Origin of the sequence: Pseudomonas cucumis (genome assembly GCF_030687935.1) — a bacterium.
Lineage (GTDB): Bacteria > Pseudomonadota > Gammaproteobacteria > Pseudomonadales > Pseudomonadaceae > Aquipseudomonas > Aquipseudomonas cucumis.
Genome location: NZ_CP117454.1, coordinates 2,828,573 through 2,852,528 on the forward strand (window position 1 = coordinate 2,828,573; position 23,956 = coordinate 2,852,528).

Sequence of the window (23,956 nt, forward strand, 5' to 3'; positions counted from 1 at the left end):
TTCATGAACGGTCAGCAGGATAAAACGCTCAAGGACAGATCGACAGGGAGTCATTAATGTCATTCATGGAACCCACCGGGCGTCAGGGCGTGGCCGAGTACCGCTGGCCCGTAGAACATAGCCAATTCTCGAATTCACGAGTGGCCGGCGTCGATCCGGTGCTGTTGCAGTCTTTCAGGGTCAGCGCCCGTTGTGGCTGTTTCATGCAAGCGGCCCGCAGCCTCAACATCAAGTCCACTCAGTTGCGTAAACAATTGGCGCAACTTGAAGCACAACTGCAGTGTTCGTTGTTCAGCCATTCGGGCAATGGCTTTGCCCTCAGTCGTGACGGCTTGCAGCTTCAGGCGCAGTTGATTGCCCTGGCCCATGAACGCGGCTTGCCGCTTTTCGAACAGCCCTTGATTCGCCTGGCCGTGGCCGAATCAATCCTGCACGACATCCTCGGTCGCGACCTGGTCTCGCTGCTGCGGCGCAACGCCAGCGTCCGCCTGGACATCATCTCCCTGGACAGCGAACTGTCTCTGCGAGCCATCAGCGCTGATGTGGTGGTGTGGCTGGCCGGTACTGATTCGCCGTTGCCAGGTCCCAGTTTTGCCATCAGCGAACCCCAGCGTCTGGCACGGCTGGACTATCTGCCGCACATCGCCAAACGCTATTCGCGGGTCGCGGCCCGGCCGGACAGACTGGGTGACCTGGCTGATTTCATGCTGGTGCAATGGCAGCACGACCGTCAGGTCGACGCCTTCGGGCCGTGGAACAGTCTGGTGGAGCAGCGTCTGGCGGGGGTGGTGCAGTTGCATTCCTATGAGCTGATGCTGGAGATGATCCGTTGCAGCGCCTGCATCGGTTTGCTGCCGCACTACATGAGCCAGTTCGACCGGGGGCTGGTGGCATTGCCCGGGCTTTTCAAGCAGCCGATGCAGCGCCAGGTGTGGATGGCGGTCAATGCCGACTCCCGGAACGAGGCCGAGGTGCAGGGGATCGTCGAACTGATCCACAACACCTTCAACGAGCGGCGGGAGTGGTTCGAGAGTTGACGACAAACTAATGTGGGAGCGGGCTTGCTCGCGAAGGGGCCATCACATTCGACACCAATGTCGACGGTACAGGTCGCCCTCACGAGCAAGCCCGTCCCCACGCTCTGCGTGAAACATGTGAACGATCAATTTCTTTGGCTATCCGCCTGGATATCGGCCGGTGCGGCGGTGAAGGCAGGCGCCGCATGACTGTGCACTGTCTGAGCACCGACACCACAACTTGCGAAAAACGCCATCAGGCTGAATCCTGCGGCGCGAAGCAAACCGTTCATAGAAATTTCCTCATTTCCGAAGGTGACATTCAGTCCGGCCAATAACGTCGCTTCTCCAGTCGAAAGTCCAGGTGGCGGTGGACGACTCCAGTGCTGAATAGTCGATTGGTATGCTTTTTACTCTAGCAGGTGGTTGTCGCGTCAACCGTCTAGCCATGCCGCTCCTTTATCGAGCAGACCCCTTGGCTTTTTTCAGCGGAAGAAAGTAGGCGGCCCATCTGATTGCCATCAACGCCAGATTGGCGCCATCGCGCAACAGCAAGCTGCCCGCGGCACGCCGTACTTCCTTCGAGCTGACGCGGCCGCGGGCGATGTCGAGGCGGGCAAAACTGTGCATGTGGCGAATGACATCGAACGCCATGAGGCCCGACGCTGCCAGGAAAAAGAAAATCCGCTGCCAATAGGGTATGCCCAGCGACCGCACCAGGTCCGTGGTGATGTGCTGGTGCGCCACTTCTTCAGCGCAATGCCATCGCCACAGGCGGGTCTGTGGTGACTCCTTGACCGAGAGCAAACCGTTCTTACGCAAGGCGGCAGCGGACATGACAGCCGTCACGTGCTCGAACGCGGCAGCCAATGCCAGTTGCGCATGGAGTGACAATTTCGACTGAAGAGCCTCGAGATCTTTTTCGATCATGTGCTCGAACTTCTTGACTTCAAAACCTTGGTTTTCCAGTTGCTGGTTGTACCGCCGGTGCGCTCGTTGGTGGGCACGTTCCTCGGCCACGAAGTTGCGCGAACATTCGGCAAGAACTGAAGTCTGTTGCAGCCGCAAAGCGGCTGACTCCACCACCGAAATCACGAATTGCTCACCGGCCGGAAGCAATACCGAACAGGCATCGAACAGGTAAGTCTTGATTGATGTGTCGTTCCAGAATGGCTTGAAGAGGGTGGCCTCTTCACTATTGTCGGATACAGGCTGCTCGAGGTAATCCATGCGTCAATGGCTCACACATGAGCGCGGGGTGTCGGTGGCCGCGATCTCGCGAATCAATCCCGAGAAATAACCATGCGTGACTTGCGCCTGCCGGGCATGCGCCTCGTCTTTCGCGAGAGCCTCATGCACCTGCCTAAGGCGAAAGCACGGCACGGCAGGATACAGGTGGTGTTCGGCATGAAAGCCGACGCCGTGGGGGGCGATCAACAAGCGTTCCCACCAGGTTGCAATCACCGTTCGGGATGCTCCAGGACCGGGGTTGGGCATGGCGAAGTGTTCTGCCACATCGCGCCAATACAGCAGGGCCATCAACATGGTAAACAGAGGCAGGAGCCAGTACACCAAGGCCGCCAGCCAGAGGTGGAACCAGGTGAAAACCACCGCGCAAAAAACGGCGAAAATCCATTGCCTATACCGCGTGGAAGGCGGGCATTGCGACGCCATTTTTGAAGTCACCAGGGCCGTTTTCAACTCATGGATGCCGTACAGCCCAGCGCAGTGTTTCAGCAACAGGATGGCGATGTTGAACGGAGATTTCGGAAACGTGAATCGGTCCTGTCCCATGCATGAAACCCAGTTGGGATCACGGTCGGTCGCGGTATGCAGGTGGTGGGCGGCGTGGTCGCGACGAAACCCGAAAATGGTGATGGTGAAAGGGATTGCCGTCAGGAAATCGCCAAGGGTGTCGTTGAGCATAGGGCGAGTCCGGCTGAGCTGCCGGTGTGAAAACTCATGCATCAGGATGAGCAATGCATGCTGCCTTGTGCCGATGAACACAACGGCCAACACCGAGGCCCAAATCGTGCCTGCGTACATGGCCAGACCTGCTGTACACAGGATAAGCACCCACTCGAGAACCGTGGCGGCGAGTAAACGCAATGGGGCGGGTTTGCCCCACTCCAACAGCTGGGCGCGCTCTACAGTGCGGATGTAGTGCCGGGCCTCGGCTGTCTTTGTGCGCTGCGGTTCGATAGTTGCATTTGTCATAGCTTACTTCCAGAGTCGGGGACCGAGTCGCATCCAGGTCGCAAAGAAGGTGGGGAGGTCCGTCACGCAGCCTGGCATGCTTTTGGCCAGAACCATCGATTGAGCGTGCGCATGGAACCAGCGGGTCGCCGGCGCGTGGTGATGAATGCGGTGCAGCGAGCGATGCAGAATGAGCCAGGACAGAGGCCTTGGCAGGTATAAATCCGTCGTGATGTCAGCGGGCGCGCGGCGCGAGCCTTGAGCCGAGATCGGTACTCCATAGTGCTCGGCCTGGGTCAACCAGAAATCCAGCCAGGCGAAAATGCAATACGGAAGCAGGTAGGCGCATACGATTTGTCGAGGCACCTCATGGATGCCCAAAGCCAGCGCTGCAACGAAAACGGCGAGAAAGGCATTGTTCCAGCGCCAGCGCCAGAGCGAATGAGGAGGTGTGTAGCGTCGGGAAAAAATATTGATGGAAACGGCAACCCACAGTTGCTCAACGGCGCCAAACAGGCTGATCAGGCGTGTTCGCCATGTCTGTTGGTATAGCAACCCTTCGGGATCATCGGCCTGGCACGTTTTGCGATGGTGTTCGAGGTGAAAGCAGCGGTAGCCCACGAAGTTAACGCCGAAAATGGCAGCCGTGAATACACCCACTGCATCGTTCAGACGCGTGCCAACGAGGAACTGACGATGCACACATTGATGTTTGGCCTCCTGAACCCCGATCATCAGGATCGTCTGAAGCACTATCAGCGGAGCAACGGCAAGCCATCCGAACTCATCGCGAGCAGCCAGCCAGACAATCGCGGCCGTATTCAAGGCGCACAGGGCCATGAACAGATAGCTGGGCATGTTGGAGCGCAATGAATAAAAGGCTGCCAAGCCGGTATCTATATGACGGGCAGACCTCGTGGCACTGTTCAAAGGCTCTATTCGATTAAACATCCGACAGCCTCCCAAGGCCCGAGCCAACGTAAAAAAACGTCACCGTCGTCAATAGCAGCACACCGGATGCTACGAACACGGCTTCGATGGAGGTGAATTGCAAAACCCAGCCTGAAATCGCTGCCGAGACCGGCGCGAGTCCGGCAAACACGAGCATGAACAGACTCATGCCGCGACCGAGCAATGCAGGCGGTAATGCTCGCTGCAGCCAGGTGTACGCCATGACCTGCACAAAGCCGCCGAAGATACCGATGGCGAACAGCAGTGCCACGCCTTGCCAGAGGGCGTATACCCATCCCAGCGGCATCAGCAGCAAGGCGATGGCGGCATCCACTGCGAGCAGGGTGGTGCCTGCATTGATAATCCGCAGTTTCGGGTGGGCAGTGAACATCAGCATGCCGACCAAGGTACCCGCGCCTTGGGCACCGAATAGCCAGCCCAGGGCTTGCGCCTCGGGTGTGAAACGCATGTGAACCAGTAGCGGGACGGCGATCTGCACCGGTCCGGTCATGAACAGCGTCATGGCCGCCAAGTAGAGCAGATACGTGCGCAGTTGCCGATTCTGAAAGAAATAGCGCAGGCCTTCTGTCGTGGTGGTGGAACCGGAACCAGGGGTGGTCGCTCTGCGGATACGTAGAGTGCACAGCCCTAGCGCGGACACGGCAAAGGTCAGCGCATCGAGCGCAAATGCGATGGCATAGCCATCCAGTGCGCCGTTTGCGTCTGACCGTACACCGGAGGGCGAAAGCGCGCTGGCGATTAGCGCACCGGCGGCGACCGGGCCTAGTGCCATGGTCACCTGTCTCAGCGCAAGTAAAACGCCGTTGGCCTGCTCCAGATCGCGCGGGCTCACGATGCCCGGCACCAGCGCACTGCCCGCCGGTAAAGTGAGCGCGCTGAACAGTCCTGACAATGCGGCGCATCCATAGATCACGGGCAACGTGGCGTGGTCTTGAAAAACCGCCCAGGACAAGCCGCATAGCGCAATTGCACTCGAATAGCAGCCGAACATCCATACCGAGCGGGCGCCAAAACGGTCAACCAGCGAGCCGCCAGATAACAGAAACAAGGCGCGCGGCAATGCAAGAGCGGCAAAAGCCCAGCCGAGCGCCATCGGTTCTGGCGTTATCGCCATGACGAGCAGGGGAAAGGCGACGAGGGTGAACTGGTCTCCCATCATGGACGCCGCAGCGCAGGCCAGCAGCCGCCAAAAACGTCTGTCGCGCGCGAGTGGACGTGCTGCGCTTTCTACTGCCAGGGAAGCGTTCACAAGCACACGAAGAACAGTTTTTTCATACGCTGCAGCCAAGGCAGCGGAACTCTCTTCCATATAAAGGAAAGGCCGGAGAGTGGCACTTTACCTATGATCAGCACGCCGAAATCCAGCGAGCGTTCATGGGGGAAGTAGTTGTCTTTGATGGCGACGATCTTGCGAAAGCCTTTTTTGAAGTAATACCGCAGTTGCGGATCCAGCGGCAGGCCCTTGTGCTCGCTTCGCACATACTGTGCCACCGGAATGTCAGGGTTTTTCGAGATCCAGTTACGAAGGCCCGGGACTGGCGAGCCAAGATAGACCTCTGACCATCCCGCCTTCAGTGCATGGGGCCAAAAGAACTCGAAAATGGCTTGCACCGCTTTCGGATCAACGCTGCTCAGGCTGATGCCAAACAGCACGCCGGTTTTTGCAGACTCGTCGCCGTGCTGTTTTCTTGCACAGTCTTCCCACGTCGGGCACTTGCGTATGATGTCGTGCCGGGCAGGTTTCATGAACACTGAGGCCAGTGCAGTCCCCGTGCGAGTGCAAAAAGCGCCGATACTCAATGCAGGGAAAGAGACGATCCGTGACGTCAGCATCGAGGCATCGGCGCGCTGATCGTCTTGCCATTTCCTTTGCTCAAGTTCAAGCACCGATGGAATGTCCGCCAGCGACAGAAATCGAACCTCGATCTCAAGGTCATTAGAGGGGCCGTAAGCCCCCACTTCATGTCTACCAGCGCAACGATCAGGGACCTTTGCAATCCCGTTTTTTAAGGCAGCTTCCATCTCGGCAACAGGCAACATTACGTATTCGGCTCACAGATTGAAGGGGCGAGAAATCAATCCGCGTTACTGTATTGCGCTTGTGTGAACGTCTGATGATGGGGCCGCAATGACTGCCCACTCGCCACAGGTGTATACACCTTCAATTGTTATCGCCACGCAGAGGGCGTGCGGTTTAGAGTGATCAGCCACACACCGATCAAGGACGAACACCACCATGCCCGACCACGACCCCGCCATTCACCTCGAACGCTTCAGCGAACACCACATCGAGGGCATCACCGCGCTCTACAACGACCGGCCATCACCCGTCAGGTGCTGCAAATGCCGTTTCAGTCCACTGAGGTCTGGCGCAAACGCCTGGCGCCGGATAACGAGCGAGTGGTGCAACTGGTGGCGCTGCATCAAGGGACGATCATCGGCAACATTGGTCTTGAGCAGTTTTCGCGGATCCGCCGCAGCCACGCCGGCAGCCTCGGCATGGGGGTCGCCGTGGCTTGGCAGGGCAAGGGTGTCGGTTCGACACTGCTGGCGGCGGCGCTCGATGTCGCCGACAACTGGATGAACCTGCAACGGGTCGAACTCTCGGTGTACGCCGACAACGAAGCGGCCATCGGCCTGTACCAGAAATTCGGTTTCGAGACCGAAGGCCTGTTTCGCGATTACGCCGTGCGTGACGGTCGACTGGTCGATACCTTGAGCATGGCGCGCCTGCGTCGCGCCAGTAAGTGAAGAAATTTGAGCGACGAAAGTCCTGTAGGAGCGAGGCTTATTGACTCACTCCCCCAACGCAAACGCCACCGCCGCCTGCGCATGCAGTTCGGTGGTGTCGAGCAAGGGCAGGGCGCTGTGCTCGGGTTTGATCAGCAGGCCGATTTCAGTACAGCCGAGAATGATCGCCTGGGCGCCGCGTTCGGTCAGCGATTCGATCACCCGTTGATAGACCTGGCGCGACGCCTCGCTGATCACCCCGACGCACAACTCGTCATAGATGATCCGGTGCACGGCCTGACGTTCCTCGGCCTCCGGTACCAGCACCGTCAGGCCCTTGGCCGTCAGACGCGCCTTGAGGAAGTCCTGCTCCATGGTGAACGCAGTACCGAGCAAACCCACGCGCAACGCACCGGCGTCCAGTGCCGCCTGACCGGCCGGGTCGGCAATGTGCAGGAACGGAATATCGATCGCTGCCTGAATCTGCCCGGCCACCTTGTGCATGGTGTTGGTACACAGCACCACGCACTCGGCGCCGCCAGCCTCCAGCCGCCGGGCGGCATCCACCAGAATCGCCGCCGCATCGTCCCAGCGCCCGGCATGCTGGGCCTGTTCGACAGGGCCGAAGTCGACGCTGTACATCAGCAACTTCGCCGAACGCAGCGGCCCCAGGCGGTCGCGTACCTGTTGGTTGATGAGACGGTAATATTCGGCGCTGGACTCCCAGCTCATGCCGCCGATAAGGCCGATGGTGCGCATTGGATTTCCTCAGGCTCTGGCCTGTGTTGATAAGCCAGGCCTGAAGGGAGTTTCCATTTGTTCGATGGCGGGCGCCAGCGGTAAATCAACTGTAATGCTCATGTTTTGGTGAAGTGTCATGGTGCCTTTTCAGGCAAGAGGACGACATGATTGCAGCCGGCCTCCAAGGTTTTTGCATACCCCACATCAGGCCGCCACGGTTCCAGGTTCCACTGCGGTTTATCCCTCGCAATCGCCAGATGACAAATCAGTTGGTGGCGCAGGCCATGGGTATTTTCCCAGTAGCGGCTATTGGAATAGTCACGGGTGAGTTCGTCCCAAAGGAAGACTGTTCCTTCCGGTGGTGTCCGCCGCGCACAGGGTGTGGGCGTGATGAAAAACGACCACTGATAGTCCCGATATACCCATTGCGCACTTTCGACATATTTCACACAGCGTTCCACGGTAAGGGTGTAGCTGTCAGGGGGGGGGATTGCTGTTTGCGCATAAAGGGGCGAGTTGATACTCCACATCAAACCTATCCCCATTAGCGAATGAAAGAGAATGCGCGGAGCGTTGCCGAGCGTGCGCGACAGTAGGGTGTTCATTGAGTCACCGCCTGATCTGCGGCCACGTATTTGAAATCAGCTGTGCCGGTTGCGCTGGTGGGCGGTGTCAGGCGAATGATAGGTACAACTATTTTTGGATTGGTCGAATTGTAGAAATCTCGTTGATTGTATTGTGCGTCTGCCAGTCCTTGGTTAGTACCACCTGAAATGAAAAAGAACGCCATGACAGGAAGGGTGTTGGCGCGACCCGCAAGCCACGTCTGTACGATTATTTCGTTTTGTTCGTTGAAGCCCGTATTGCCCAGCATGGATTTCGCCAGCAGGGATTGGTAGAACGCAGGACCTGCCAATGTATTTCGGTGATCCTCGACGTCGAAACCACACTGGCGCAGGTTTGGGTTGCCCCCCGGCAGGTTCCATACGGCCAACGCTTGTGCTGCGGTGGTCACACCGGCGTCCTGGCAGCGTTGGCTTTGTACCGGATAGGTAGGGGAAGGCCCGCAAACTTCCGTTTTACTCCGACTCCAGCCCCATGCATCCATGGGGTACGAGCACAAATATTGCAATTGGTCTTTGCCAGCCGGCTGTTCAAGAAAGGGGTAGAGGATGTAGCCATTACCATAACCCCATGCGAGTCGCCCGAAGTTTGCATCTGCCCTCAGGTACGAGAATGAAATGCCACCACTTTCGACTGAGGTAGGGCTGGGATCCCATACTTTATAAGTGTTGTTGGGGTCTTTTACCGTGACCCTGAGGGTCACGCCCGAGCACAGGAATGCGGGTTGTGAGTCCGATTTGTTGCAGTTGGGGAATTTTCGACTGTACAGCGTGTTCAGCTGGGTGGCGATGGCGGGGCCATTCAGGGTCTGGACATTGTTGACCGTCCCTACTTCACTCGGCGGTTTTATATCGACCTGAGTGCAACCCACCATTAACGCGATTAACAGCCAACCGATAACTTTTTGCATGACTTGTCCCTTGTCTCTAACAACGCCTTGTCATTGGGTGTTTTGTAGAGTTAATGCATTGCGCAAGGTGAACCCTTAGAGGATCACTCTCAGCAACCATGAAAAAATAATGGGTTCAACTGTGCCTGTTCGATGCAGGGTGAAGTTGAACAGGCCTTTCTTTCCTTTGTTGTTGCTCACCCAGGCAGGCAGCACGGGAACGTTGGTGTATGTGGGCTGCGTGATGTTGTATTCGACGCTGTCGTACCGGGTACTACCAACCAGCAGCGAAATTCGCACCTTGTAGGGGGCTTCGAGAGCCGGGTAGTAGACCCTGAGATTGTCTTTGCCCGAATTCAAAGTAGGTACCGGCAGGTGATGTTTCTGTGAGGTGACCGTGAGGTCCAAGTCTTGGGACGGTTGGTCCAGAGTGTCACCCGGTAGCCTGACGGTGTACCTGACCTCTGCCTTGGTGCCGATACAGTCAAGCACTTCATGTCTGGGAATCAGAAACGTCAACACCTCCCCCGCATACTTGACGGTTTGAATTTCACTGCCATAGGTCGTGGCGCGCCCGAGCCAATAGACTTTGACAGTTTGCCCGTAGGCGGAACCGATGAAGTCAACCAAAACCCTGGCGAACTCGGCCCTATAAAAGTCCCGCACAAAATTCAATACAGTGCCGTTGGAATCCTTGGCTTCCAGCACTTTTGGCGGCTTCAGATCAAGTTGCGCATCCTTGAGATGCACATCGATCTCAAGGATCGCGGATTGGCCGGAAGAATTGCCGAGCTGATCAGTGACCGAAAACCGGAAGGGGGTACGTGGGTTATCACCAATTTTTTCGAAAACCGGAGTAAAGAGTATTTCGGTCACCACCGGGCTGCCGGGAGCCGCCTCTGCAGGGGTTACTTTGTGATCGACATAGGTCGTGCCAACGTGCAGGCGAATGTCGTCATAGGGGCGTCTATTGGAATAGTCCAATCCGGTCACGACACCGCGCTTCGCCTGTGCGCTGTCCACCCCGTTGGTCTGCACATCGGTGGAGACCTGAACCTTGCGGGCCGAATGGCCAGGCTCTCCGGGTGCCAGGGTATGGAAGAGCACTTTTAATTTGAGGGATTCTTCGGGTGTTGTCTGACCTACCCTCAATACCTTGTAGTAGATCTCGTTGATACCCTCTTGGAGAATGCCTTTGGGGATGAACAGCCTGACACGATCATTTTCCTCGCCGGGATTGATGGTTTTGCCAGTCACGGGGGTTGCTCTGCCGACGACGAACAGATCAACGCGGTCGTCTACAGCCATGACAACAGACCTGGACGCCGCATTGATCCAAGGGTCAATCAGGCATAAGAGGCCTTGAAGATTTTCGTCGAAGAGGGATAAGGGGATGCCTCCATCCGGATTGGCATTGTGAATGACCGGCTTTTTCAACCCCTGAATGATCACGGGGTAGAGTACTAGAACATTGTTGTTGATTTGATTACCCATTACCCGTCTCCTTGAGACTGATTCACACCATTCGTTATTTGGGTGGCGGGACTATCAAATACCCGCTCAAGCGAGCTGGCTACTGTCAGATCTGACAGGTAAAGCCGCGTAAATTGGGTTTTTCGATACCGTCTGTCGTAATTTGCTCCACCGATCATTCAGCAGTCGCTGTTTTAAATGAACAGTTCTGTACTCAATCTGCCATGCTCAAAAACCGCAACAACGCTTCAACCAAAGGAACACCGCAATGGACGACGTACAGCAACTGGGCGAGATGCTTCGCCACTACGCAGATAGCGAAGCGCACAAGAAGCAACTGTTTGAGTCCCAATCGGCCGTGTGGACGACGCGCATTGGTGAGTTGTTCGATCAGATCCAGCAATGGCTGGCACCGGTCCTGGCGCCGAATCTGTTGGAAGTGAGCCGCGAGGCGTATGTCGCGTCCGGGCCAAGCGTGCCGCTCGAGACGTCGACGTTCAAGACCGAGAAACTGTCCATTGTGATCGCCGGTAAACCGGTGGAGTTCGTGCCGGACGTGATGGGCGCGGGCGGGCAGATTTCCCTCGCTGTGATGGGCTTGACCGCGGCGCGTTATGGCAGCATATCGCTGGTGTGCCTGCCACCCTCCAGCAGTTGGCAGTGGCGCAAGACCAATGGCTTGAAAGACCCGGACACCTTTGTCTTCGATGCGAATTTCCTGGCGCAGCAGCTGCAGAGCCTGATTCCCCGCGAGCGCAACTGAAGCGATGATCGTTCCCACGCTCTACGTGGGAACGATCATCAAACCTCGAGGTTGCCCCAGCCTGGCTTCGCCTCTTCCGGCGCCACCGCCTTCACGGTCTTGCCGGTGGCCAGCTCCACCCGCCGCGCCACCTCTGGATCATCGGCAAATGGAATCAGGCTGGCCTCGTCCAGGCTCTCGGTCGTCTGGTGTTTCAGGCAGTACTCGACTGCCTGCCAAAGCCCCAGCACGCCCAATAGATTCAACATCATCTCGATCATGTCAGGCTCCTTGCCTCAGGCAGTCTGCGCTTCAAGTTCGGCCATTTTCACGTCCGCCACACGCACCGTGCGCCAGGTGTTGTAGGCCATCAACAGCATGCCGCTGAGAAAGAACACTCCGCCGACAAAGCGCACCACGAACCCCGGATGACTGGCCTGCAAGGCTTCAACAAAGGAGTAGGTCAGCGTGCCGTCGTCGTTGATCGCGCGCCACATCAACCCCTGAGTGATGCCGTTGACCCACATCGAGGCGATGTACAGCACGGTGCCGATGGTCGCCAGCCAGAAGTGTGCGTTGATCAGGGCAATGCTGTGCATCTGTGTGCGGCCGAAGACTTTCGGGACCATGTGGTAGATGGCGCCGAAGGTGATCATCGCCACCCAGCCGAGCGCGCCGGCGTGAACGTGGCCGATGGTCCAGTCGGTGTAGTGGGAGAGGGCGTTGACCGTTTTGATCGCCATCATCGGCCCTTCAAAGGTCGACATGCCGTAGAAGGCCAGGGACAGCACCAGAAAGCGCAGGATCGGGTCAGTGCGCAACTTATGCCAGGCGCCCGACAGGGTCATCATGCCGTTGATCATTCCGCCCCAGCTTGGCGCCAGCAGAATCAGCGACATCGCCATGCCCAGCGACTGCGCCCAGTCCGGCAGGGCGGTGTAGTGCAAATGGTGCGGGCCGGCCCAGATGTACAAGGTGATCAGCGCCCAGAAATGCACGATCGACAAGCGATAGGAGTACACCGGCCGCCCGACCTGTTTCGGCACGAAGTAATACATCATCCCGAGGAAGCCGGTGGTCAGGAAGAACCCCACCGCATTGTGCCCGTACCACCACTGCACCATGGCGTCGGTGGCCCCGGAATACACCGGGTACGACTTGAACCAGTCCACCGGAATCGACAGGTGATTAACCACGTGCAACATGGCGATCACCACGATGAACGCGCCGAAAAACCAGTTGCCAACGTAGATGTGCTGGGTCTTGCGTTGCACCACGGTGGTGAAGAACACGATGGCGTAAGCGATCCAGACCACCGTCATCCACACTGCGCCGGAGAATTCGATCTCGGCGTATTCCTTGGTGGTGGTTTAGCCCAGCGGCAGGCTGATCAGCATCACCACGATCACCGATTGCCAGCCCCAGAAGGTGAACGCGGCAAGCTTGTCGGAGTACAGCCGCACCTGGCAGGTGCGTTGCACCGCGTAGTAACTGGCGGCGAATTGCGCGCTGCCGGCAAAGCCGAAAATCACCAGGCTGGTGTGCAATGGGCGCAAGCGGCCGAAGGTGGTCCACGGCAGGTCGAAGTTCATCTCGGGCCATACCAGTTGCGAGGCGATCCATACCCCCATCGCCATCCCGACGACACCCCAGACGATGGTTGCCACGACGAATTGGCGCACGACCTTGTAGTTATAGGCCTGTCCGATTGTTGCTGTGCTCATGGTCAGTTCTTCCACGGTTGCAAAGTCTTGCCAGGCCACCCGGTCTGGCATGCCATGTTAGTGTGCCCGTGTAGTTGACTATATGTATGCAGGAGCTAAGCTTGACGGAGTCATGAATCTGATAGTTTTTGGATGTGCTAGAGGAAAAAGAACATAATAATCAGATGCTTGTGATGTTTGACATTGGCTGGACTGTATTTATGTAAGGTGCACCTTAGGGCGGAAAACCCAGGGAGGTTTCCTTGATTACTGTCGTCGAAGTCGATTTTAGTGAGTCCAAAGATCCTAAGCTTTCACAACTTGCATGCCGTATTCCTCGGTTTTTTAATAAGGACTTCAAGTCTATTGTTGAGGTGAATAGATATCTACGGTTTATCTCTCGCAGGCTTAGATATAAAAGTATTAAAATGTTTGGCGAGCATATCAAGGAGTTTGGTTATCCCATCGAGGGATTCAAGGCGCCCATGATCTATAATCCGTACTTCGAGGCCGTTGGCATTGATGCCCGGGTAATGCCAATGGGCGTCAGAGCAAAGGACTACCCTACGGTCCTGCCCGCGCTCTTTCGTTTAACCAACGTCCTTGGTGCGCTTGTCACTATGCCTCACAAGATCACCACGGCCTCGTTGGTCGATGAGCTGAGCCCTACGGCTGCAATCGCGGGCTCATGCAATGCAATTCTCCTTCGCCCTGATGGAAGTTTGCTTGGAGACATGTTCGACGGTGAAGGCTTCGTTCGTGGTGCTCTTCGCAAAGGATGCGTGATTCGGGGCGCTCGTGCCTTGGTGATCGGTAGCGGCGGTGTAGGTTCAGCCATTGCTGCATCGCTGGCTGCTGCTGGTGTTGCGGCTCTTTCGCTGTTTGATGAACGGCCGGTGGCCGCGGAGCAGCTGGGTGCCCGACTTAAACGACACTATCCGACGCTCGATGTGCAAGTCGGTACACGTGACCCAGCTGGGTTTGAAATCGTGGTCAATGCGACGCCTTTGGGGGTGAAAGAAGGTGATCCACTGCCAATGGATGTTTCATGAATTACCCCTGGCAGTTTCGTTGGCGAGGTGGTGATGAAATCTGAAATGACTCCGCTATTGGCTGCAGCCAAGTCGCGAGACTGTTGCGTTCAGGTGGGTACCGACATGCTGTACGAGATGATTCCTGCATACCTGGAATTCTTCGGCCTTCAGACCACCACTCCCGAGCATCTGCGAGCTGTATCGAAACTGCGTTATTGATTGAACTTCCTTTGCCGACAAGGGCTGCGACGCCGAAGCACTGCCCCGTTACTGCGACCAGTATCGAATGCAACCCGTGATCCCGCTGCGCTCGATGAACGTTCAAGCGAGGCAGTCCTCTGATCGGAGATCACACCTCAGGCCGCGACAGAGAGTTCGCAATGCTTTGTCATCAGAAACCTCCTTTTCGTTGATGGCGGGGACTCTCTCCAAAATCTCAGCGTTCGAGGGGCGACGATCGGGCGCCTCGGGATTTCGTACAGAGCCTACAGTGTCGAGTGTAATGTCTCGGATAAAACGTTCTCGCTAATCACCCCCGCCACATACCTCCTGGGCACTTTAAATCTTGCGTAGGTGTCTTCATTTTCCGCGCTCCAAGCGTACCGGTAGCTGAGCGTCGTACAGCGCTAAGAAGTGGTAATGGCGCTGACCAATTCGCATGTCTAGTTGATGCTGCCGCTGCGTTGGCTAAGGGTCTTGCGAACCCGCCGGTTTAACTAAATCTGCGGGTCGTCAATGAGCACGCCATGTTGAGAATTCATATCCGCCCCCTCGCTCAGGCTAACTAGGTAAGCGTGATTAAAATGGGATATTTATTTTTGAGGCAACATGCCATGGGGCATCGCATAAATGAGATATTTATTTTTGAGACAGAACATGGGGGCACTCGTTAAGTGTCATTCGGGCAGGAACAGTTATCCGTGCGTGCTGAGAATGCAGGCAGATTAAATTTTTCAGGCGGCGATTGACACATTCATCCTGGAACATGTAAAAAGCCACCGTCATGTTTGGGCTGCTTGGGGCCTGGGACTAAAGTTAAAGGGAATTAACTATGACGCAGCGTTCTATGCGTTACATCTATTCGAAGATTTTTTCTGTTTTTGCGTTACTTTCCCCTTCTTTAGTTTCTGCTGTGGAAGCGTTTAATTCCGCGCTCGTGGAGCTTTCCAGTATTCTCGGCAACGAGGGCATTCTAAAAGAAACTGCCTGGCGCGGGGCTAAATGCACAGGCACGGCGGATGTTGTGAGCCTTTTACTTGAGTGAATGCTTTCAAGTAACCAAGGGTAATGTAGTGGGGTGGCTGAAGGACGGATGGGCCGAGTTGTTTGGATGCGCCGGCAGTCTAGAGGGGCTCCATAAGGAATATAAATATCAATGGAGGGAACTGTCCGTGCTTAAGAAAGTGCTTATCAATGTTGAAGCAACACCCTCGTGCCCCGCGGCATGCAGTATGTGCCCCCGCTCAGTAATCAAGGACTATGGTTTCATTTCGCTGGAAACCATGGATAAGATAGTTTCGCAAGTAGACCCCTCCTATGTATGGGAGTTGGACTTGGCGGGCAGGGGGGAGCCGACCATTCACCCAGAGTTTCATGAACTTTTGAGAATGATGCGCCGCTCGGGTGTTTTGACCGATGTGACGACAACGGCGGTCACCTTCAATCAGCGCAATATCGATGCCTGTGTACAAAACGTTGATGTTATCAGGCTGTCTGTCAGTTCAATTCAGAAGGCGGTTTTCGATAAGGTCCACATTGGCCTGAACCACGAGAAAATCTGGCGCAACATCGCGGCATTGGCCGAGGCTGCGGCAGATAAGGTCATTGTTCATCTGACAGGTGGTCCGGCGATTTACAGCACGTTGCCAGAAACTGTCGCACACTTGCGCAGTCTGGGCTTCAAGCGAATCTACCTATTCCCGCTCTGGAATAGAGGCGGGGATATCAACGCAAAACTCGAAGGTGAATATCGCCAGAAACTCGTGCGTGAGTTGGGCTTGAACCTGTCCGAGAGTGAGTACAAAACAGGCATGGGCAAGGTCAAGTTCATGCTGAATGCGCTGCTAGGCACGCTGGAAAATCGAAACTTTTGTGCAATCGGCGATGGCAGTGTCAGTATCAGCTATACCGGAGAAATACTCGGTTGCTTCCAGGATTTTGGTCATGTCTCAAATGTGGGTCATATTGATCATGATAATCTGAAGAGGGTTGTTAAAAGCAGAGTGAAGCAACTCGGTAATATGGAAATTTGCCAGGGTTGTAATTCGCGCAAAGCGGTTTTCAAGCTGCCGATGTTCTTGGCCAGCTAAATAGCGTTCTGCATTGTTGCACAGGGATGATACGCCGTGAATGCACAGGAAATCGATTTTTTATTGCTGAACTGTTGTAACTTGCCGTGGCGTCCGATATATCCGTATGCCTTTGTTCAGATCAGTGAGATTGCTCGGCGGTTCGACATCAGCGTGACACGCATTGATTTGCTGTACGTAAAGCACTGGTACGAGCACCTGAAAACCGTGATAAAGACTCAGCGTCCGAAGATGATTGGCATACATCTACGGCAGGGTGATTCCCTTGATCTTTCTAACTATGATGCCGTAGACGGTGAACCAGGGGACTACTTTAGAACCTACTACCCTGTTGAAGACAGCCGACGCTTGATTCGTTTGGTTAGGGAGTTGACGGATGCGCCGATCATCATGGGCGGGTTTGGCTTCACCACGCACGCCCGAAAGTTGGCCAACTATCTAGAAATTGATCTTGGCTTGCAAGGCTGCCCCGATGGTTTCTTTCGCGCCTTTAACGACACACTTTCCGGTCGCAATCTGGGAGCTGTGCCAGGGCTGATTCACAAAAACGGCTCGGAGTACATGTATAACGACGTCGGTTTCTACAAACCGGCCGAAGCGACGGAGTATCGGCTTGACATCGTTAATGAGATCAAGGCCTTTTACGGCCCGGCATTACAATCTAAAACACCACCGACCATTGCTGTAGAAGTCTCCCGTGGATGCCCGTTCCAGTGTTATTTCTGCGTCGAGCCCGATGTCAAGGGCAAGCGCATCGACAAGCGCAACCTGGACGTGGTCGAAGCCGATCTGGAATTTCTGTTAGAAAATGATCTTTATGATTTCTGGTTCATCTGCTCTGAACTGAACATAGGCGGGGCTGGTTTCGCGCTGGAGTTGGCCGAGCGAGTAATCCGGCTCAATGAACGTTATAAGAAACGTCCAATCAAGTGGTCAGGCTATTCGTTGCCTTCGCTGGGTCACGATGAACTGAAGACCATGATGCGTGCCGGTTATACCGGTGCGATGAACGACATTCTTTCGTTGGACGAAGATAACCTGAGGCGGGCGAAGGTCCCGTATAAGCGGGAACAGGCCGTTACGTTTCTCAACAGTCTGTCTTCGATACGTGTGGAAATTCATGAGGAACAAACGCGAAAGCTGGATGAACAGGCAAAGTTTACCGCCAGTGCGCCGATTGAGTACGCTAATCTTATTTCGTTCTTCCTGGGGAACGCGCATGCGGATAAGCACACCCTTGCGCGTACGTTGGAATTTCTGGAAGAGAAGGGGCTGACCAATAAATACGAAGCGGGTTACGTAATTCCCAGTACCCGTGTATTTGGTATTGGCAGGACTCAGGATTTTGTTGCGAGGGACACCACGTATTCCTTTGGTCCTGATGGTGTCATCGCCACGGACTCCAAGTGGCCGACTTTCCACTTCCCGGAGTTTCTCGTGGATCGCTTGGGGGGGCGAGAGGAGATCTACAGCTTTTTTAACTATGTCTCCAATACCTTGATGTGCCAAGCACATCGAAAAAACAAGTCATTCAGTCAATTCATTGCACGCTATATGGAGCAACATCTCGATGATTGCTCGGTGCTTTGGGCCGACTTGGCAAAGCAATTTGACAGTCATCATAATGCGGGACGGTTGCCAGGTGATATCAAGGCTTTACTGGGGCAAGTGGCAGCGGATGAGAGAGCCTTGCAGGAAGATGTTTATCACGCGTGGTTACTTGAGTTGTTTGCACGAAACTCAAGCTACCTGCAGCCGATTATTTCGTTTTTTGGTAAGCAGCATTTCTCCGGTGTCAGTCTTGCGGCCAGTGATTATGTATTCACCCGGTTGTTCTATGCGAATTTCTCCAAGGCTGAAGAGTGGTTGGAACTCGCAGAAAAATTAGCGCCTGAGGGCGGCGGCGTTGGCGCATTGTTTATGCGTTATATCGAGTATGCAATAGGCCTTGTATTTAGATGCGAATATAAGGATTTGTTGTTTGAGTTTTGATCTGGCCTGGCAGGGAGCCTATGCGATGTTGGTAAATACTGTTTCCAACCTTCGATTGATCGAGACGTTGAGTGAGCACGTGCCTGCTTGGGCACTTCGTGGTCTACAGGGGCGCTATCACTGGCAACTGGAATCCGGAGCTCATCTGGGGTGCATGGATGTTTCTGAGACGCTGAGCTGGTCCTTTGCTGCGCCGGAGTGCAAACCACGCGCCACCATCACCCTCAGTGACGCGACACTTGAGGTTTTGGCCCATAAGGTCAATGACCCGTTGACACTATTCAATACCGGGAAGTTGCTGATTGGCACAGACCACGATCACGCCGAGATCACCGTCGATGTGATGAAATTGTTGAATTTTATTTTCAACAGTGTCTTGGTGGACACTCAGCGCATTGCTCAATTAGAGGCCGGAAGTGTCCAGGGAAAGGATTTTTTGGGTTGCCGGGTGGTGGCGGATGAACAGGCTATCGTGCCGTATTTGAGTCGCGGTGAGCCGGTTATTGTAAGGAATGCTGCTGCTTCATGGCCGATGTTCTCGATGTCTGTCGGCCAAATAGTGGATCGGCTTGGGCGCCTGGATATCAGCCTTCTTCTTGAAGAGTACGATCTGGAAAACGCCCAGCCGCCAAAGTATCAGAAAACTTCGTTTACCAACTATGTAGAGTCCTTGTATGCCCCGGAGGCGCCTGTCAACGGTTATATGGCGGCCAATACCGTGCCGCCTGCGCTGGACGATAGCTACCGTTTTCCGAGTGTGTTCGCACGTGAGGTATTTAACACGCCAAGGTGGTGGATAGGTCCGGCTGGCACTGGGCTGAGGCTGCACAGAGACATGGTTGATAATTTTCTGGTGCAGTTGAAAGGTCGAAAAAAAGTACGCCTGTATGCACCCAGTGAAACAAGATTTCTCTACCCGGCAGCTGTCGGCGGAAACTTGATGTATGAGCCTAGTCGCGTGGATCCGGAAAACTATCAGGCAGATAAGTTTCCAGATTATCAACACTCGGTATCCACCGTTTGCGAGTTGCAACCTGGCGATATGTTGTATTTGCCGGCCGGTTGGTGGCACCACGTCCTGAACCTGGAGGTGTCCTGGTCGCTTAATTTTTTCGCTGTAAATGGTGAGCCAAGCGTCTTATCTGTTAATCGTAATAACTGTGAGAGTGTCCCGCTATGAGTAATTTGAAAGACTTGAGTAAGGTCGATTTGCCAGGCGCAACGGAGGCGGCACGTCCGGTGGGTACCGGCTTTGATCGGGTGCCCGGCAGCGATGATACCTCTCTCGAATTTAATGATCCCTCCTATATGTTGAAAGACCCCTTGGGCCTGACCACTCGGGCGTTGGAGAAGTATGGGAATATCGTTTACCTGCCGGGTATCAACGGTTATCTCGTCGCCGATGCCCCTTTTATCGAAAGTATGCTGATTGGTGACGAACGGTTTTTTTCAAAAAGCGCCGAAACCATGGAAAAGATCAGCCCGGCCATTGGCAATGGGCTGTCGACGCTGATCGGTGATGAATGGAAACGTCAGCGCAAGATCGCCAACCCGTCTTTCAGCAAGCGTAGCGTGGACACGTTCGGCTCTGTATTTCACGAATGCATCAATGAAATGTTCGATGAGTGGGACGCGCGTTCAGAAGGCGTTCTTGATGCCACTCAGGAGATGAAAAAACTCACCCTGCGGATTGTCATCAAGTGTCTGTTTTCCACGGACATCCAACGTTTTACCAGCGATGTCACGGCAGCGCTCGAGGTCTTGCAGGAGTACTCGCTGCTGAAGTTGTGGTCGCCGGCGAGCATCAGTGACGCCAACGAGCAAGCGTACGAGAACGCCCAGGAGAAGATCGACACGATCATCTACAGGATCATCCGCGATCGTCGTCAGAATAAAGAGATCCAGCATAACGACCTGTTGTCGATGTATATGTCCGCAGTGTATGAGGATACCGGAGAAGGGATGACGGACATCCAACTCCGTCACGAGGTCATGAACCTGTTTCTGGCCGGCCATGAAACAACAGCCAATGGCGTGGCATTCGCCCTCTATCTGTTGGCAAAAAATACCCAAGAACAACAAAAGCTGCATGCGGAAGTCGAGGCGGAGCTCGGCAATGCGATCTGCACCCTGGAGGACTTGAAACGCCTTGATTACACCGACTGGGTATTCAAGGAGTCCCTCCGGCTCTACCCGTCGTCGTGGGGCATGAGCCGAGTGGCGGTGGAAGACTATCAGTATAAGAACTACCTGTTCCCCAAGGGGGCGGACTTCATTGTTGCCCAGTGGGGGCTGCACCGAAATCCAGAATATTGGCAAGAGCCTCTGAAATTTGACCCGGAACGCTTTGCGCCGGAACAGATTAAGCAAGTGCACAAATACGCCTATCTGCCTTTTGGTGCAGGCGCTCGAAAGTGCATCGGCGTCCATTTGGCCGAGGCCGAGGGCAAGACGATCTTGGTGCGTATTGCACAACGTTACGCGTTGCGCGCGGTGGACGGTAATGAACCGACATTGAAAGCACGGTTGTTCATGACTTCCGAGCCGGGCGTGTGCCTAGAGTTTATCAAACGGAACTAAGGTGTTTTATGCAGACGATTGCTTTTGCCGTGCCGTTACCCAGTGACAAGAAGGAACGTTTCCTCTCGTTCGCCCAGTTGCTGCGCACTGAGCGCAGTACCGAGTTTCGTCAGTTTCTGGAGCGCCTCGATACCGTTGAGGAGAACTGGTTCCTGCAACGTTTTGGCGAGATGGACCTGTTTATCTGTTACTTGGCAGCGCCCGACTTGCAAGCGGCATTCGGGAAGTTGGCGAGTTCCCAGCATCCCTTTGATAAGTGGATAAAGCAGGAAAATAAGGAAATCTTCGGAATGGACTTCGAGTCCCCCAGCGATGACCCGATGCCCGAAATGCTACTGCAATGCAAAGTTGAACCCATTCAATCAAACAGTTGGAAATAACGATGAGCCTGACTCTATTTCGTGAGCGCTACCTGACTGCGGTCCGTACCCAAGACTACACGTCGTTGGCATCTTTGTACGCGGCCGATGCCATTCGCAAGTCCCCTGGGCATCCTGACCGCATTGGTACAACACAGATCCTCGAGCACTATCAGCAGTGGCAGGATACGTTCACCGACGTGCAACTGGCCGACCGCATCCTGTTTCTCAAGGACAACGTGCTGATCGCCGTCTGGGGCTGGAAGGGACGACACGCCCAGACTTACATGGGCGTTGAGCCGAGCGGCAAGGAGGTCGGCCTGATCGCCGCCAGCCTGTTCTGGTTCGACAGCGATTTTCGCGTCACCAAGGAACACACCTACGAGGACCCTTACACCCTGTTGATCCAACTCGGTGTGATCGATGATCAGGGACGCGGCGTTCCCTCGCTGACCGAGCCGTGCGAGATCTATGACTGCAAGACTCTGAAGCCGCGCTTCGAGAACCTGGCCAAGATGCGTCATTACAACGAGTTGCTGTTGAGCAAGCAACTTGAGCCGTGGCTCGACTGCATGAGCGACGACATCGAATGGGACGACCAGATGGTCCCTGGGCTGGCAGTGGGCAAGGAGCATTCACGGGACGACTTCGTGATGCTTGCCGAAGCATTCCCCGATGCATCCATCAACATGACCAATATGTGGTCGATAGGCAACTTCGTGATTCACCAGGGAATCTTCACCGCGACACACAAGGGGCCTCTCAAGGGTATTCCGGCGTCCAATCGGGTGGTCAACGTGGACAACATGGATATTGCCTATTTTGACGGCGATGTGATCCGCAAGGGCTGGACCTTCGGCAATACCCTGGATATGGGTTCGCAAATGGGGATGGGGAAATGATTGCGCGCAACATGAAACTGATCGGCAACGAACACAGCGCCTGTACCCGTAGTGTGTTGATGCTCCTCAAGGAAAAGAACACGCCGGTGGAGTTTGTCAGCATCGATCTGGGAACGGGGGCGCACAAGTCGGACGAGCACCTGGGCCTCAACCCGTTCGGCAAGGTGCCGGTGCTGATTCACGATGACCTGACCCTTTACGAGTCTCAGGCGATCAACCGTTATCTGGAGGCGATCCTGCCTGGCACTTCGTTGATTCCGCAGAGCCTGCAAGATGTTGCGCGGATGGATCAGTGGTTGAGCGTGGACGCCTGTTACTTCACGCCCCAGGCCTACGCCTTGGTCTGGCAAAAGCTGTTCTTGCCCATGTATGGCGGGCAAACCGACCAGGCATTGGTCAAGGAGGCGGAGGAGAAACTGAACGTCATCTACGCGGCCATGGATCAGGCCATTGGCGAGGAGGGGCAGTTCCTGGTGGGCGACTCGCTGTCCCTGGCTGACCTGGCGTTTGTCCAGTACACCGATTACATCCTCAAGGCACAGAGCGAAAGCATTGTATTCAACTACGAGAACGTGCGCCGCTGGTGGTACGGGTTGACCCAGCGCGAGTCTTACAAAGATCCGCTCTCAGTCATTCTCTGAATCATCCATGGCGTGCCCTAGGCACGTCATGTCCATCATCGGTAGCAGATAAAAACGCGGAGATTCTGCGATGAGCACTTCAGCCAGAAGTCATCGTTCGGTAGTACTGTGGATGTATGAAAACGACAACGGACATATCCCCAAGCAGCAGCTCTGTGAGTTGCTTGAGGAAAAGGGCTTTGTGGTTTTTTCCGATTTTGACATGCGCCAGTGCCATGTTATTTCCGGGAAAGTCTATACCGCCTGTGGACGTTGCCTTAGTGAGTTTGATGCACTGTTTCATATGAACGCCGATGAGCAGTCGCCTTATCAGGCCGATATCCTTCGTGCGTTGCAGGACAGTGGTGTCGCGGTGGTAAACGAGTGTGTTTCATTCTTCAATTGTCGCGACAAGTTCAAAGCCAACCAGCTGTTACGCCTGCATGGCGTGAACGTGCCGGATTCCGCATTGCTCGGTGGCCAGATTGACGATGCGGTCATTCATCAACTCTTTGCACGCTGGGGCAGCCTGGTTTACAAGCCGCGTTCCGGTCATGGGGCTGTAGGTGTCATGCGCTTCGAGGTGGCCGAGCAGTTCATCGACTTTATCCAGGCGACGGCGCACTTTCTCGGTGATTACTACGTTGAGCAATATATCGAGTTCGGTGATTACGATTGCCGGGTCGAGATCTTCAATGGCGAGGTAATGGGCGGTTACAGCCGCAAGAAGAAACACAGCTTTAAAACCAACATCTCCGCTGGCGGTGAAATGACTCCGCGGGAGCTGGGTGGAGAAGTTGAGGTTGCGCGCAAGGCCGCCCAAGTGCTGGGTATCAACGGGACTATCGTCGACATGGTCCAGTCGACTGCCGACGGCCAGTTCTATGTCCTTGAGGTCAATCCCCTTTTGGGCATCTTCGTCGAGTCGGCCATGCGAGCCGGTACCAAGATGCCCGATACCGAGCCGGACGAACGCTATTCCTACGACCGATTGAAGCTGGACTCCATCGCTTGCTACATCGATGCGCTGCCTGCGCGCCCGTCACTGATATCGACGCTATGAAAACTGCGCAC

The 23,956-nt window shown here is 55.1% G+C and carries 24 protein-coding genes and 2 pseudogenes; 14 read left to right on the top strand and 12 right to left on the bottom strand.

The window, feature by feature from the left end; genetic code table 11:
• Positions 1-56 precede the first annotated feature (56 nt).
• The gene (locus PSH97_RS12970; RefSeq protein WP_305449513.1) at positions 57-1,037 is read left to right on the top strand and encodes a LysR family transcriptional regulator; all 981 of its coding nucleotides are present in this window, start codon (positions 57-59) and stop codon (positions 1,035-1,037) included.
• 125 nt (positions 1,038-1,162) lie between these two features.
• Here PSH97_RS12970 and PSH97_RS12975 read toward each other — a convergent pair whose 3' ends face one another.
• The 6 genes from PSH97_RS12975 to PSH97_RS13000 form a co-directional block, all read right to left on the bottom strand.
• Positions 1,163-1,309: a hypothetical protein gene (locus PSH97_RS12975; protein WP_305449514.1), complete on the bottom strand. Its 147-nt coding sequence runs from the start codon at positions 1,307-1,309 to the stop codon at positions 1,163-1,165.
• A 166-nt stretch (positions 1,310-1,475) separates the two neighbouring features.
• The gene (locus tag PSH97_RS12980) at positions 1,476-2,246 is read right to left on the bottom strand and encodes a metal-dependent hydrolase (RefSeq protein WP_305449515.1); all 771 of its coding nucleotides are present in this window, start codon (positions 2,244-2,246) and stop codon (positions 1,476-1,478) included.
• A gap of 3 nt (positions 2,247-2,249) precedes the next feature.
• Entirely contained in the window at positions 2,250-3,233 is a 984-nt protein-coding gene (locus PSH97_RS12985) for a fatty acid desaturase family protein (protein ID WP_305449516.1), read from the bottom strand.
• Positions 3,234-3,236: 3 nt separating this feature from the next.
• Positions 3,237-4,070, bottom strand: a complete 834-nt coding sequence (locus PSH97_RS12990; protein ID WP_305449517.1) for a fatty acid desaturase family protein — start codon at positions 4,068-4,070, stop codon at positions 3,237-3,239.
• 85 nt (positions 4,071-4,155) lie between these two features.
• Positions 4,156-5,493: an MFS transporter gene (locus PSH97_RS12995; RefSeq protein ID WP_305449518.1), complete on the bottom strand. Its 1,338-nt coding sequence runs from the start codon at positions 5,491-5,493 to the stop codon at positions 4,156-4,158.
• Positions 5,430-6,224, bottom strand: coding sequence for a hypothetical protein (locus PSH97_RS13000; RefSeq protein WP_305449519.1), 795 nt, complete (start codon positions 6,222-6,224; stop codon positions 5,430-5,432). The genes PSH97_RS12995 and PSH97_RS13000 overlap by 64 nt, the downstream gene beginning before the upstream one ends.
• 196 nt (positions 6,225-6,420) lie before the next feature.
• Here PSH97_RS13000 and PSH97_RS13005 point away from each other — a divergent pair.
• Positions 6,421-6,935: pseudogene (locus tag PSH97_RS13005) on the top strand (GNAT family N-acetyltransferase).
• Positions 6,936-6,980: 45 nt separating this feature from the next.
• On the opposite strand, the gene PSH97_RS13010 reads toward PSH97_RS13005, so the two are convergent.
• The 4 genes from PSH97_RS13010 to PSH97_RS13025 all read right to left on the bottom strand — a co-directional run bounded on the left by PSH97_RS13010 (position 6,981) and on the right by PSH97_RS13025 (position 10,662).
• Positions 6,981-7,673, bottom strand: a complete 693-nt coding sequence (locus PSH97_RS13010; protein ID WP_305449520.1) for an aspartate/glutamate racemase family protein — start codon at positions 7,671-7,673, stop codon at positions 6,981-6,983.
• Positions 7,674-7,789: 116 nt separating this feature from the next.
• Positions 7,790-8,260 (bottom strand): DUF2599 domain-containing protein, encoded by a 471-nt coding sequence (locus PSH97_RS13015; protein WP_305449521.1) that lies wholly within the window; start codon positions 8,258-8,260, stop codon positions 7,790-7,792.
• The gene (locus tag PSH97_RS13020; RefSeq protein WP_305449522.1) at positions 8,257-9,189 is read right to left on the bottom strand and encodes a halovibrin HvnC; all 933 of its coding nucleotides are present in this window, start codon (positions 9,187-9,189) and stop codon (positions 8,257-8,259) included. The genes PSH97_RS13015 and PSH97_RS13020 overlap by 4 nt, the downstream gene beginning before the upstream one ends.
• A gap of 75 nt (positions 9,190-9,264) precedes the next feature.
• Complete coding sequence (locus PSH97_RS13025; protein WP_305449523.1) at positions 9,265-10,662, bottom strand: hypothetical protein; 1,398 nt, start codon at positions 10,660-10,662, stop codon at positions 9,265-9,267.
• Between the two features lie 247 nt (positions 10,663-10,909).
• Here PSH97_RS13025 and PSH97_RS13030 point away from each other — a divergent pair, with 247 nt between their 5' ends.
• Positions 10,910-11,404 carry a hypothetical protein gene (locus tag PSH97_RS13030; protein ID WP_305449524.1) on the top strand — a complete coding sequence of 165 codons (495 nt, stop codon included), beginning with the start codon at positions 10,910-10,912 and terminating at the stop codon, positions 11,402-11,404.
• A 38-nt stretch (positions 11,405-11,442) separates the two neighbouring features.
• Here the strand turns inward: PSH97_RS13030 and PSH97_RS13035 are convergent, their stop codons facing one another.
• Together PSH97_RS13035 and ccoN are read right to left on the bottom strand one after the other, a co-directional pair.
• A complete protein-coding gene (locus PSH97_RS13035) occupies positions 11,443-11,664 on the bottom strand; it encodes a cbb3-type cytochrome c oxidase subunit 3 (RefSeq protein ID WP_305449525.1) in 222 nt (73 codons plus the stop codon).
• A gap of 15 nt (positions 11,665-11,679) precedes the next feature.
• A pseudogene (gene ccoN / locus PSH97_RS13040) lies at positions 11,680-13,107 on the bottom strand (cytochrome-c oxidase, cbb3-type subunit I).
• A 242-nt stretch (positions 13,108-13,349) separates the two neighbouring features.
• On the opposite strand from ccoN, the gene PSH97_RS13045 reads away from it, so the two are divergent.
• The 11 genes from PSH97_RS13045 (at position 13,350) to PSH97_RS13095 (ending at position 23,945) form a co-directional block, all read left to right on the top strand.
• The gene (locus PSH97_RS13045) at positions 13,350-14,138 is read left to right on the top strand and encodes a shikimate dehydrogenase family protein (RefSeq protein WP_305449526.1); all 789 of its coding nucleotides are present in this window, start codon (positions 13,350-13,352) and stop codon (positions 14,136-14,138) included.
• Positions 14,139-14,183: 45 nt separating this feature from the next.
• Complete coding sequence (locus PSH97_RS13050; RefSeq protein WP_305449527.1) at positions 14,184-14,339, top strand: hypothetical protein; 156 nt, start codon at positions 14,184-14,186, stop codon at positions 14,337-14,339.
• An 832-nt stretch (positions 14,340-15,171) separates the two neighbouring features.
• Entirely contained in the window at positions 15,172-15,384 is a 213-nt protein-coding gene (locus tag PSH97_RS13055) for a hypothetical protein (RefSeq protein ID WP_305449528.1), read from the top strand.
• A gap of 127 nt (positions 15,385-15,511) precedes the next feature.
• Entirely contained in the window at positions 15,512-16,429 is a 918-nt protein-coding gene (locus PSH97_RS13060) for a radical SAM protein (RefSeq protein WP_305449529.1), read from the top strand.
• 36 nt (positions 16,430-16,465) lie between these two features.
• Positions 16,466-18,421, top strand: a complete 1,956-nt coding sequence (locus tag PSH97_RS13065) for a hypothetical protein (protein WP_305449530.1) — start codon at positions 16,466-16,468, stop codon at positions 18,419-18,421.
• Positions 18,411-19,601, top strand: a complete 1,191-nt coding sequence (locus PSH97_RS13070) for a cupin-like domain-containing protein (protein ID WP_305449531.1) — start codon at positions 18,411-18,413, stop codon at positions 19,599-19,601. The genes PSH97_RS13065 and PSH97_RS13070 overlap by 11 nt, the downstream gene beginning before the upstream one ends.
• Complete coding sequence (locus PSH97_RS13075) at positions 19,598-21,001, top strand: cytochrome P450 (protein ID WP_305449532.1); 1,404 nt, start codon at positions 19,598-19,600, stop codon at positions 20,999-21,001. Before PSH97_RS13070 ends, PSH97_RS13075 begins: the two co-directional genes overlap by 4 nt.
• 8 nt (positions 21,002-21,009) lie before the next feature.
• The gene (locus PSH97_RS13080) at positions 21,010-21,381 is read left to right on the top strand and encodes a DUF6176 family protein (RefSeq protein WP_305449533.1); all 372 of its coding nucleotides are present in this window, start codon (positions 21,010-21,012) and stop codon (positions 21,379-21,381) included.
• A 2-nt stretch (positions 21,382-21,383) separates the two neighbouring features.
• Positions 21,384-22,262, top strand: coding sequence for a nuclear transport factor 2 family protein (locus PSH97_RS13085; protein WP_305449534.1), 879 nt, complete (start codon positions 21,384-21,386; stop codon positions 22,260-22,262).
• Positions 22,259-22,903, top strand: coding sequence for a glutathione S-transferase family protein (locus tag PSH97_RS13090; RefSeq protein ID WP_305449535.1), 645 nt, complete (start codon positions 22,259-22,261; stop codon positions 22,901-22,903). The genes PSH97_RS13085 and PSH97_RS13090 overlap by 4 nt, the downstream gene beginning before the upstream one ends.
• Before the next feature lie 70 nt (positions 22,904-22,973).
• On the top strand, positions 22,974-23,945 hold the full coding sequence (locus PSH97_RS13095; RefSeq protein WP_305449536.1) for an ATP-grasp domain-containing protein: 972 nt from the start codon (positions 22,974-22,976) through the stop codon (positions 23,943-23,945).
• Positions 23,946-23,956 lie beyond the last annotated feature (11 nt).